The 12,404-nt window shown below is 41.6% G+C and carries 9 protein-coding genes; 7 read left to right on the top strand and 2 right to left on the bottom strand.

Features of this window, described 5'->3' with window-relative positions; all coding sequences use genetic code 11:
* Window positions 1–82: 82 nt before the first annotated feature.
* Together ampG and M1E93_RS04745 are read right to left on the bottom strand one after the other, a co-directional pair.
* A complete protein-coding gene (ampG, locus tag M1E93_RS04740) occupies window positions 83–1,594 on the bottom strand; it encodes a muropeptide MFS transporter AmpG (RefSeq protein ID WP_004927019.1) in 1,512 nt (503 codons plus the stop codon).
* A gap of 126 nt (window positions 1,595–1,720) precedes the next feature.
* Window positions 1,721–2,299 carry a YajG family lipoprotein gene (locus M1E93_RS04745; protein WP_014656771.1) on the bottom strand — a complete coding sequence of 193 codons (579 nt, stop codon included), beginning with the start codon at window positions 2,297–2,299 and terminating at the stop codon, window positions 1,721–1,723.
* A 245-nt stretch (window positions 2,300–2,544) separates the two neighbouring features.
* Between M1E93_RS04745 and bolA the strand changes: the two genes are divergently transcribed.
* The 7 genes from bolA to ppiD all read left to right on the top strand — a co-directional run bounded on the left by bolA (window position 2,545) and on the right by ppiD (window position 12,291).
* A complete protein-coding gene (gene bolA / locus M1E93_RS04750) occupies window positions 2,545–2,883 on the top strand; it encodes a transcriptional regulator BolA (RefSeq protein WP_004927022.1) in 339 nt (112 codons plus the stop codon).
* Window positions 2,884–3,240: 357 nt separating this feature from the next.
* Window positions 3,241–4,545, top strand: a complete 1,305-nt coding sequence (gene tig / locus M1E93_RS04755; RefSeq protein WP_004927024.1) for a trigger factor — start codon at window positions 3,241–3,243, stop codon at window positions 4,543–4,545.
* A 563-nt stretch (window positions 4,546–5,108) separates the two neighbouring features.
* The gene (clpP, locus tag M1E93_RS04760) at window positions 5,109–5,729 is read left to right on the top strand and encodes an ATP-dependent Clp endopeptidase proteolytic subunit ClpP (RefSeq protein WP_004927029.1); all 621 of its coding nucleotides are present in this window, start codon (window positions 5,109–5,111) and stop codon (window positions 5,727–5,729) included.
* Window positions 5,730–5,840: 111 nt separating this feature from the next.
* Window positions 5,841–7,118 carry an ATP-dependent protease ATP-binding subunit ClpX gene (gene clpX / locus M1E93_RS04765; RefSeq protein ID WP_004927031.1) on the top strand — a complete coding sequence of 426 codons (1,278 nt, stop codon included), beginning with the start codon at window positions 5,841–5,843 and terminating at the stop codon, window positions 7,116–7,118.
* A gap of 210 nt (window positions 7,119–7,328) precedes the next feature.
* A complete protein-coding gene (lon, locus tag M1E93_RS04770) occupies window positions 7,329–9,773 on the top strand; it encodes an endopeptidase La (RefSeq protein ID WP_004927032.1) in 2,445 nt (814 codons plus the stop codon).
* Between the two features lie 213 nt (window positions 9,774–9,986).
* Entirely contained in the window at window positions 9,987–10,262 is a 276-nt protein-coding gene (gene hupB, locus M1E93_RS04775) for a nucleoid-associated protein HU-beta (RefSeq protein ID WP_014656769.1), read from the top strand.
* 172 nt (window positions 10,263–10,434) lie between these two features.
* A complete protein-coding gene (gene ppiD, locus M1E93_RS04780; RefSeq protein ID WP_014656768.1) occupies window positions 10,435–12,291 on the top strand; it encodes a peptidylprolyl isomerase in 1,857 nt (618 codons plus the stop codon).
* Window positions 12,292–12,404: the final 113 nt, after the last annotated feature.

The raw sequence follows: 12,404 nt of genomic DNA on the forward strand, positions 1-12,404 counted from the left end.
GATCTAATTTAAAAGGTCAAGAAAAACCCGAAACAGATTTATCTTATTTCGGGATAATTACTCTAGTTATTAATTTTTTTGATTAATTAATAGCTTTTTTAACTACTTTCTTGACCGCAAAGAAATCAAGGCATCCACCAATAATCAAACTTAATGCCCCAATCCCAACGCCGGTATTGAAGATGCTATTTTGATATTCAGGCAAGGAAAGCCAAAGTGATAGATGAGTTGTAAACAGATAGATTTTGACAGATGAGAATGAGCTGATTAAGAGCGTTATTAGCCAAATAGCAAGGATGCTAATAGCTAGCAAGAATAAGTAAACCGCGATTTTGTAGGCTTTTGCATATTGTTCACGGCGCTGGAATAGCCCAGTTGTTTGGGTATAGATAAGCGATGTGCGGCAGGCAAGTAGCAACAAGATCCCCGGTAGAGCAACGATAATCGAGAGTAAATAAAAGATTGGCCAATCATAAGCACTCACAAGAATACTGGCAACAGGGCCGATATATACGCGTCCTACTGCGGAAAGTGCAGATAGCAAAGCAAATTGTGTGGCAGAAAGAGACTTATTACATAAGGTCATCAATAAGGCAACAAAGGCGGCGGTACCCATTCCTGAGAAAAGGTTCTCAAGGAAAATAATTGTTCCCATAGTCATGATGTTAGGTGGCGTGACTGCAAGGAACCAATAGCCGATATTAGATACGCCTTGTAATATTCCGAAAATAAAGAGCGCGTTAAATAAGCTCATTTTTTTCATCAAATAACCGCCAAATAACGCCCCAATAATGGTCGCCAGCATACCTACTGTTTTATTGACAGTGCCGACTTCACTTAAGCTAAACCCTAGCCCATGCAGTAGAAAATTGGTGTTAAGTGCCATAACAAAAGCATCACCCATTTTATAAAACACCAGTAACAGCAGGATCAACCAAGCATTGTTACGGCTGAAAAATTCAGCTAATGGTTCATAGATAGCTTTTTTTAGTGAAGTTGGTGGTGCGCCATTATCTTCAGGCTCTTTGGCAAGCAGCGTCGCTACAACACCGATTAGCATTAACCCCGCCATGAGTAGATAGAGCTGTTTCCATGTGAGAAACGTATCTGCCATCCATAATGCTAATCCACCTGAAACTAACATACTGATGCGATACCCCATCACCGACACGGCGGCACCAAAACCTCTTTCCTCTGCACTGAGCAAATCGGTTTTATAGGCATCGAAGACAATATCTTGTGAGGCGGAGCAAAAGGCAACCATGACGGCAAGTGCTGCTAACCACCATAGGTGTTCGGATGGATTCATAAAACCCATCGCCCCTATGCTAATAATAAGTAGGATCTGTGTGGTGAGTAACCAACCTCGACGCCGACCAAAAAAAGGAGGCGTATATCTGTCCATCATAGGAGACCACAGAAACTTTAAAACATAAGCTTGACCAACAAGTGAAAAGAAACCGATTGTTTTGATATCGATGTTTTCAACTGTTAACCAAGCTTGTAATGTACCTGCGGTAAGGGCTAACGGAAGGCCGGAAACAAAACCTAATAGGATTAAAATGACTGAGTTAGGTAAAAAGGCACGGGACATAATCTTCCTATGATTGGTTATTTGTAAAATAGAGGACTTCCGTTATTGGTTGCTTATTGTAGTAATAGCACCACACTTTTAAGAGCCTATAGAAATAGGCTCTTACCGTATAATAATGAAGGGCGATTACCGAGCGTTTTGTCTAATAAACTGCGTCAATTCTTGGTCATTTGCCATATCATTAATTAAATCTGTTAACGCGATATTGATCGCTTTTTCTATTTTATCGTTACTTGCACCAAGTAATTCTTGGTTGTTGTAATTACGCGTAAAAGTACGTGATTTCGTCGAGCCGTTAGGCGCTGTCGCATTAACGGTCACACTGGTGTTTACCGTGATATTGTGACGTAGACTGCCTTCAGTGACTTGGGCGTTTAATTGATTTAATTGTACGACTAAGTTAACACTCGCGGGTGACGACACCATAAAACCACGTGCTGCCATTTGTTTCTCAACCGCTTCTTGCATTAAATAGCGAGGATCACGCGAAGGTGACAAGACCACTAAACTCCCATTACGGTTGAGTTCCGTAAGTGATTTTGATGGTCGGTTATCAACGCTACTCACACTAATTGCGGTTGCATTGAGTGTCGGGTTGCGCGCAGGTAGCGTGATTTTGGGTTCGAGCGATAAAGTGTTATTGCTTGTTGCACAACCTGCTAGGAGAAATAGTGCAAAAAGTGGAAAACAAAGTTTTCTTAACATAATTTTTTCCAGTTAATCTTTCCTAATTGAGTCTGTTCCGTTATGGTGCAATCTAACGAACCCTGTTATGTTTTATAGGGTATAGTGCCATTGTGACGGATTTTCTAAAGGGTTAGACAACCATTTTAGAAAAAATTCGCCAAAGCGGGTATTTATCATATCATTGTAGAGTGATTGTCCTCTACCGTGACAAAAAAAGATAACAAAAAAAACGTAAATGTTGGTTGAAGAAAGGAGTTATTTTTATGGGGATAAATGCACCGCAGAATATGCAGTCACGTATTCAGCAAAAGTTGCATACAGCCTTTGAACCTGCTCATCTTGAAGTGATCAATGAAAGCTATCAACACAATGTGCCTGCTGGTTCAGAAAGCCACTTTAAGGTGGTTTTAGTCAGTGAAAAATTTGAAAATAAACGTATGGTTGGCCGTCATCGCGAAATTTATGCTATTTTGGCGGACGAATTAGCAGGAAGTATCCACGCATTAGCGCTCCATACGTATACCCCGACAGAATGGGGGGAATTGGCGGATACGGCATTAAATTCACCTGCATGTCGTGGTGGTGGTAAAACAAACGGCTGATTGACTCATTCTCTGTTTTACTGTCATTGTGATGAAATGATTCACATCATTTTACGATGTCGACATTAATTTCGATGAGCATTTTTTCTCCAATTTGCGTGGAGAAGACATTTTTTAGTCGGAAAAGTCACAAATAAAGCGGATTGATCGCTTCTTTTATCAGCTTTTCTCGACTCGGAGCATCTGCATCGGTATAATGTCGCGTCTAATTTTCAGTAAGGTTTCGGGACGCTTCTGATATCAGGGATGACCGTTGTGTAAGCAACGCCCCCGGTTCTGGAAGGGAGAAGGTCGTTATGATTTAATGACCAAACTCTGGAGTAGACCGATCACTAAGATTTTTTTTGAGGTAAGAAGATGCAAGTTTCTGTTGAAACGACTCAAGGCCTTGGGCGTCGTGTAACAATCACCGTTCCTGCTGCCGATATTGAAAAAGCAGTAAACAGCGAGCTGGTTAATGTCGCGAAGAAAGTACGTGTTGATGGTTTCCGTAAAGGGAAAGTACCAATGAACATCGTTAAACAGCGTTACGGCGCGTCTGTTATGCAAGACGTTCTGGGCGATGTGATGCAACGTAACTTCATCAACGCGATCATCGAACAAAAAATCAATCCAGCAGGTGCGCCTAGCTACAAACCTGAAATGCTGGAAGATGGTAAAGATTTTGTTTACTCAGTTGAATTCGAAGTTTATCCAGAAATCGAGCTGAAAGGTCTGGAAACTATCGAAGTTGAAAAACCAGTTGTTTCTGTAAAAGATGAAGATCTGGAAAACATGCTGGAAACGCTGCGTAAGCAACAAGCTCAGTGGAAAGAAGTTTCTGAAGCGGCAACTGCGGATTCACGTATCACTATTAACTTCACTGGCTCAATCGATGGTGAAGAGTTCGAAGGCGGCAAAGCAGAAGATTTCGCACTGGTTATGGGCGAAGGTCGTATGATCCCTGGCTTTGAAGATGGCATCGTTGGTCACAAAGCAGGCGAAGAGTTTGATATCGAAGTTAACTTCCCAGAAGATTACCACGCTGAAAACCTGAAAGGTAAAGCAGCTAAGTTTGCTATCGTTCTGAAGAAAGTTGAGCAACGTGAACTGCCAGAATTCACTGAAGAGTTCATCAAGCGTTTCGGTATCGTTGATGGTACTTTAGAAGGTCTGCGTGCTGAAGTTCGTAAAAATATGGAACGTGAACTGAAAAATGCAGTTCGTAACCGTATTAAAGCGCAAGTTTTAGATGGTCTAGTTAACGCAAACGAAATCGAAGTTCCTGCTGCTGTGGTTGATGGCGAAATTGACGTTCTGCGTCGTCAAGCTGCTCAACGCTTTGGTGGTAACGAGAAGCAAGCGATGGAACTGCCACGTGAACTGTTCGAAGAACAAGCAAAACGTCGCGTTGTTATCGGTCTGCTGTTAGGTGAAGTGATCAGCGCTAATGAGCTGAAAGCTGATGAAGATCGTGTTAAAGCATTGATCGAAGAAATGGCGTCAGCTTATGAAGATCCAGCAGAAGTTATCGAATACTACAGCAAAAATAATGAGCTGATGAATAGTGTTCGTAACTTAGCATTAGAAGAACAAGCGGTTGAGAAAGTTCTTGAAGTTGCGAAAGTGACTGAAAAAGAAACTAACTTCACAGAACTGATGAACCAAGTTCAAGCGGGTTAATTTCGCTTTTTCAGTTGTGCAAATAATAAACCCGTGGCATTGCGCTGCGGGTTTTTTGCCAATTAGAGTTATCACATTTCAAGTTAGGGTGAGGGTGCCTAGATAGAGGCTGAGCTTGGGGGTTATTAGCCATTTGTGCTGCCTAAGATGGCTTACTTGTCGCTTTATTACCACTCGAATTATTTAAGGTAGGCGCACCAATCGTCTTGAAAATCACATTTTCGCCCTAATTTTATTATAAGCGCTGCGGTATATTCACATAAGATAGGCTGTTTGGTTCTCGGTTATCTGAAAGAACAAATCCGTGAATCCTTACAGACTTGTGTTAAACTATTTTATAGTGGGTCTTGTTTTCTACGGCGTCATTCGCTGTGTTCATGCTCATCTCTATTAACAGCTTTTTAGTTAACTTAAAAGAAATAACGAGATGAGATAATAGTGGAAATAGGCAAGATAGAGAATTTTTAAAGACAAACTGTTTGTTTGCTGCTTAGAATGCTTAAAAGTCGAACAAACAGCAAATTTAGGCGCAAGCACCAGATAGTTTTTAATAGGAGATTTCGATGTCATATTTTGGCGGTCAGGAAAATCTAGCATCCCAAATGGCTCTAGTGCCAATGGTCATTGAGCAGACCTCTCGGGGTGAACGTTCATACGATATTTATTCACGTCTGTTAAAAGAACGTATTATCTTCCTGACAGGTCAGGTGGAAGATCATATGGCGAACTTAATTGTCGCACAGATGCTATTTCTGGAAGCGGAAAACCCAGAAAAAGATATCCAACTTTACATCAACTCCCCTGGTGGTGTGATCACCGCAGGTATGTCTATCTATGACACAATGCAATTTATTAAGCCGGATGTCAGCACAATCTGTATGGGGCAAGCTTGCTCTATGGGCTCTTTCTTGCTGGCTGCGGGGACTAAAGGCAAACGCTTCTGCTTGCCGAACTCTCGTGTGATGATCCACCAACCATTGGGCGGTTATCAAGGACAAGCGACAGACATTCAAATTCACGCTCAGGAAATTCTGAAAGTGAAAACTCGAATGAATGAATTAATGGCATTGCACACAGGTAAATCAGTTGAAGAGATTAATCGTGATACTGAACGCGATCGTTTCTTGTCTGCAGATGAAGCCAAAGAGTATGGTTTGGTCGACCATATTTATACTAGCCGTTAATTAGCTAGGATTTATCCATACTTAATTAATATTAAAGAAATTTATTATCCTGTTTTAGGTTGTTTATCCAGCAAATAAACAGGGTAGTTTGACGATAAGTGAGGTCAACTGATGACAGAAAAACGCAAAGAGGGGTCAGGTAAGCTGTTGTACTGCTCTTTCTGCGGAAAAAGTCAGCATGAAGTCCGCAAGCTGATTGCCGGTCCGTCAGTCTATATTTGTGATGAATGTGTCGATTTATGCCTCGATATCATCCGTGAAGAGATCAAAGAGTTAGCTCCTCATCGTGAGCGTAGTGCACTGCCTACTCCCCATGAAATTAGAGAGCATCTTGATGATTACGTCATAGGTCAAGAACAAGCGAAGAAAGTACTTTCTGTTGCTGTTTATAACCATTACAAGCGTTTACGTAATGGAGATACCACTGCTGAAGGGGTAGAGCTTGGTAAAAGTAATATTTTGCTGATCGGCCCAACAGGTAGCGGTAAAACACTGTTGGCTGAGACGTTGGCTCGTTACTTGGATGTGCCATTTACGATGGCTGATGCAACCACATTAACCGAAGCGGGTTACGTGGGGGAAGATGTCGAAAATATCATCCAAAAATTACTGCAAAAATGCGACTACGATGTAGAAAAAGCTCAACGCGGTATTGTTTACATTGATGAAATTGACAAAATTTCGCGTAAATCAGATAACCCATCCATTACCCGTGATGTTTCAGGGGAAGGGGTACAGCAAGCGCTACTGAAACTCATTGAAGGAACAGTGGCGGCGGTTCCTCCACAAGGTGGTCGCAAGCATCCTCAACAAGAGTTTTTACAGGTTGATACCTCTAAAATCTTATTTATCTGTGGTGGTGCGTTTGCAGGGCTTGATAAAGTCATCGGTCAGCGTTTAAACACACGTTCAGGTATTGGTTTCGCTGCGGAAGTCAAAGGCGAATCTGACAAAATCAGTGAAGGTGAGTTGTTAACGCAAACAGAACCAGAAGATTTAATCAAATTTGGTCTGATCCCTGAGTTTATTGGTCGTTTGCCTGTTGTTGCGACATTAACTGAATTGAGTGAAGAAGCATTGATTCAGATTTTGCAGGAACCGAAGAACGCATTAACCAAGCAATATCAAGCGCTATTTAGCCTTGAAGGGACAGAGTTAGAGTTCCGTGAAGAAGCCTTAAAAGCGATTGCTAAAAAGGCAATGGCTCGTAAAACCGGGGCTCGTGGCTTACGCTCAATTGTTGAAGCCGCATTACTAAATACAATGTACGATCTGCCTTCTATGGAAGGTGTTGAAAAAGTCGTTGTTGATGAGAATGTGATTAATGAACAATCAGAGCCATTACTGATCTACAGCAAGCCTGATGCCCAAGCCTCTGGTGATAATTAGCGCCTAGGATTTAGCACCAAAAAGTTATCAGTGAAATGAGGGATCCTCCCCTCATTTCACTTTTTATCTTCAAGTACCCATTGAATGCTAAAATCTTATCCCCATATAGTTTATATTCTGAGTGTGGTTTCTTTGTTTTTAAAATAATTACTTTCTAAACAATAGTTGGAAACCCTTAAACTAGCGTAAGCTAAACGAAGAGAGAGCTTTATGAATCCTGAGCGTTCCGAACGCATAGAAATACCAGTATTGCCTCTGCGTGATGTAGTGGTGTACCCACATATGGTGATCCCACTGTTTGTTGGACGTGAAAAATCCATTCACAGTCTGGAAGCAGCGATGGATCATGACAAGCAAGTAATGCTGGTAGCCCAAAAAGAGGCCTCAACTGATGAGCCTGGGGTTAACGATTTATTTTCTGTTGGCACCGTTGCTTCAGTTATTCAAATGCTGAAATTGCCCGATGGTACAGTTAAAGTACTAGTTGAAGGTTTAAGAAGAGCACGCATAAGCAGTTTAACTGACAATGGTGAATATTTCTTAGCACAAGCTGAACTGTTACAGCCTGAATCAGTGAAACACGTTGCGGGAACTGATAACTTTTACAATGAAGCGGGTGCTAAAACGCAAGTTGCAGAGCTTCTTGATGAAAAAGAACAAGAGGTTCTTTATCGCACGATAGTCAGTCAGTTCGAAAGCTACATCAAACTGAACAAAAAAATTCCGCCTGAGGTGCTGACCTCGCTACACTCGATTGAACAAGATCAACTCGATAAACTAGCGGACACAATAGCTTCTCATATGCCATTGAAATTGGCAGATAAACAGCGCGTATTAGAGATGGCGAATGTCGCCGAGCGTGTTGAGTTCCTGATGGCCATGATGGAGTCAGAAACTGAGCTGCTGCAAGTTGAAAAACGCATCCGTAATCGTGTTAAAAAACAGATGGAAAAAAGCCAACGCGAATACTATTTGAATGAGCAAATGAAAGCGATTCAAAAAGAGCTTGGTGAAATGGATGACGCGCCAGATGAATACGAAGCGCTGAAACGTAAAATTGAAGAAGCGAAGATGCCAAAAGAGGCTCATGAAAAAGCGGAAGCTGAGTTGCAGAAGCTAAAAATGATGTCTCCGATGTCGGCTGAAGCCACCGTCGTACGTAGCTATATTGACTGGATGGTGCAGGTGCCATGGCATGCGCGCAGCAAAGTGAAAAAAGATCTTGTTAAGGCGCAAGAAGTCCTTGATAAAGACCATTATGGCTTAGAGCGCGTTAAAGAGCGTATTTTAGAGTATCTGGCAGTACAAAGCCGTGTTAGCAAAATTAAAGGGCCTATTTTATGTCTGGTAGGGCCTCCGGGGGTTGGTAAAACTTCTCTTGGGCAATCTATTGCGAAAGCGACAGGGCGCCAGTATACCCGTATGGCGTTAGGTGGTGTGCGTGACGAAGCGGAGATCCGTGGTCACCGTCGTACCTATATCGGTTCTATGCCGGGTAAATTGATCCAGAAAATGGCAAAAGTTGGGGTAAAAAACCCACTATTCCTGTTAGATGAGATCGATAAAATGTCTTCTGATATGCGTGGCGATCCAGCATCCGCATTGTTAGAGGTATTAGATCCTGAGCAAAATGTCGCCTTTAACGATCACTATTTGGAAGTGGATTACGATCTGTCAGATGTGATGTTTGTTGCTACGTCGAACTCAATGAACATCCCAGCGCCGTTACTTGACCGTATGGAAGTGATCCGTCTTTCCGGTTATACGGAAGATGAAAAGCTGAATATTGCTAAGCAACACTTATTGCCGAAACAAGTTCAGCGTAATGCCTTGAAAAAAGGTGAGCTAACCATCGATGACAGTGCATTAATCGGCATTATTCGTTATTACACGCGTGAAGCTGGTGTGCGTGGCCTCGAACGTGAAATTTCGAAATTGTGCCGTAAAGCGGTGAAAGCCTTATTGATGGATAAAAAGCTTAAACATATCGAAATTAACGCTGACAACCTAAAAGACTTTTTAGGTGTGCGCAAATTCGATTACGGGCAAGCAGATACTGAAAACCGAGTTGGTCAAGTGACAGGTCTTGCATGGACAGAAGTAGGTGGTGATTTATTAACCATCGAGACAGCTTGTGTTCCGGGCAAAGGCAAACTCACGTATACCGGTTCACTCGGTGAAGTTATGCAGGAATCCATCCAAGCGGCATTAACCGTAGTACGTGCTCGAGCAGAAAAACTGGGTATCAATAGCGATTTCTATGAAAAACGCGATATCCATGTACACGTTCCGGAAGGTGCGACGCCAAAAGATGGCCCAAGTGCGGGGATTGCAATGTCAACCGCGCTGGTGTCTTGTTTAACGGGGAATCCTGTTAAAGCTGATGTAGCAATGACGGGTGAAATTACTTTAAGAGGTCTTGTTTTACCGATTGGTGGTCTGAAAGAGAAATTACTTGCGGCACACCGCGGTGGCATCAAGACAGTATTAATTCCATTTGAGAATAAACGTGACTTGGAAGAAATTCCAGAAAACGTTATTGCAGATTTGGAAATTCATCCGGTTAAAACAATTGAAGAAGTACTCTCTTTAGCACTAGCGAACCCACCATTTGGTGCGGAAATCGTAAAAAATAAGTCAAAAAGAGTGAGCTGAATCAAGAAGTTTACATAAAAATGAGACTGACAGCTAATTTAGGGGTTGTCAGTCTTTTTTTTCGTCGCTAATTTAACGATGATTCTGATAATTATTTGGATGTAATCTGTTCTCTTGCCATTGGCATTCAGGATTGATATAACGGCTGCATCATTAATTAGCTTAAATAGCCTAATTAAGATCATAGTCAAAACTAATATGGGGATGATAAGAGTGAATAAGTCTCAACTGATTGATCAAATCGCTTCTGAAGCGAACATTTCTAAAGCTGCAGCTGGTCGCGTTGTTGATGCGTTTGTTGCATCTGTAACGACTTCACTAAGCAAAGGTGACGATGTTGCTTTAGTTGGCTTTGGTACATTCACTGTTCGTGAGCGTGCCGCTCGTACAGGACGTAACCCACAAACAGGTAAAGAGATTAAGATCGCTGCGGCGAAAGTACCTGCTTTCCGTCCGGGCAAAGGTTTAAAAGACGCGGTTAATAGCTAATTCAGTTTTCTTTTGGTTTTGTTTTATTTTTTCTAAAACACACACTGACTGAATAATATTAATCAGCTAATATAGAGGCGCATCATGGAAATGGTGCGCTTTTTTTTCAATCTGGGTTAAGATTAGCGTATTATTAGGAAATTGAATTTAACAAGCGGAGTTAAGCCTTTTTATGATGGACAATCTACGCACGAAAGCGAACAGTCCTTTTATCAAAGTGCTACTGGCTATTATTATCCTGTCATTCGTGCTGACAGGGGTTGCTGGTTACATGATTGGCGGTTCAAGTAATGATGCTGCTAAAGTTAATGGACAGTCAATTAGCAGGGAGCAATTCCAAACGGCTTTCTCGCAAGAGCGTCAGTCTTTACAAGATTCCTTGGGTGATAAGTTCTCTGAAATTGCTGGCAATGAAGAGAGCATGAAATTTTTGCGTAATCAGGTTTTAAATAACTTGATTAACAGTACGTTAATGGCTGAATATGCTAATGAATTAAACTTATCTGCCAGTGATCAGCAGGTAAAGGATGCAATTTTTGAAATGCCAGTATTCCAAACTAATGGAAAATTTGATGGCGATAAGTATCGTCAGATATTGGCAGCAAATAACTACAGTGCTGATAACTTAGCGGAACAAGTCCGTGCTAATTTAATTCTCTCTCAGCTTTCTGATTCATTTATTAAAACCGATTTTGCGCTACCTTCAGAAGTGAAAACATATGCAGAGCTCGTTTTACAAGAGCGCGAAATTCGTGTAGCGACCCTTTCGTTAGCCGATGAACAAGCAAAGCAGACGGCGACTGAAGATGAAATTAAAGCTTACTATAATGCGAATCAGGATAGCTTTATTGCTCCTGAGAAAGTGCAAGTTAGCTATGTAGAAATAGACGCGGCAGCTTTACCTCCACAATCAGTCACTGATGAAGAGGTAAAAACGTATTATGAGCAAAACCTAAAAAACTACACTCAAGCTGAGCAAAAGCACTACAGCATGATCCAAGTGGCGTCAGAGAAAGAAGCTAACGCTATCATTGATGAGCTAAAAGCCGGTGCTGATTTTGTGGCGTTAGCAACTGAGAAATCAACCGATAAGCTTAGTGCGGGTAATAAAGGTATCATTGGTTGGATGGAAGAAGCCTCGACGCCCTCTGAAATCGTTAACGCTAACTTAACGGAAAAAGGGCAAATCTCTACACCTATTAAGTCAGATTCAAATTTTGTGATTTTCCGTTTGGATGATATCAAACCTGAAAGTATTAAGCCTCTCGACTCGGTGAAGGATGAGATTAAAAATAAACTGATTCAGGACAAAAATAGTAAGCAGTTTTATGACTTACAGCAGAAAGTCAGTGAAGCGGCCACAAATGATAATGAGTCACTTGCTTCAGTTGAAGAAGTATCAGGTTTAAAAGTGGTGGCAACGGATTGGTTTGATAAAAATAATCCGCCAGCAGCGCTTAATTACCCTAAAGTGATCAACGAAATATTCAGTGAACGTTTAGTGGATCAAAATGGTTCTACGGGGATTAACTCAGATGTTATCGACGTTCAAGGTGACCGTGCATTTGTTGTCCGTGTATCACAATATGCACCGGAGCAAACTCAACCATTAGAAGCTGTTAAATCTCAAGTTGAAACACTCGTTAAGCGCCAGAAAGCGAATGCAGCATTAAAAGCTGAAGGCGAGAAATTAGTTGCAGCCTTGAAAGAAGGTAAAGGCGATACTGCGAATATTCAGTTTTCTGCACCTGAAAAGGTTTCACGCTTGATGCCTCAAACGCCAGTTATTGGCGCGGCAATGGCAATGGCGAAACCTGCTGACGGCAAAGCAACTTATACAACAGTGCGTGATGAAAAAGATAATTTAGTCATTATTCAACTTGATAAAGTGATCCCAGGCAAAGCTTCAGATAAAGAGCTTGAGCAGTTAACCGCAAACTACCGTGGTATGATGGGAATGGCGGTAAATGAAGCTTTGATTCAGAACTTACGTAATAACGCCAAAATTGAAGTGATTAATTTAGACTAAATTGCGAAGCCGCTCGTAATTCTAAGTGCAACAAAAATAAGTTGAGGCCACCTTTGGGTGGCCTTTCTCATTTCTATCATCACAAAAAAGCTTTTGCATAATAAATTTGGCAT

The sequence above is a fragment of the Providencia sp. PROV272 genome, from assembly GCF_049901975.1.
Classification (GTDB): Bacteria; Pseudomonadota; Gammaproteobacteria; order Enterobacterales; family Enterobacteriaceae; genus Providencia; species Providencia stuartii.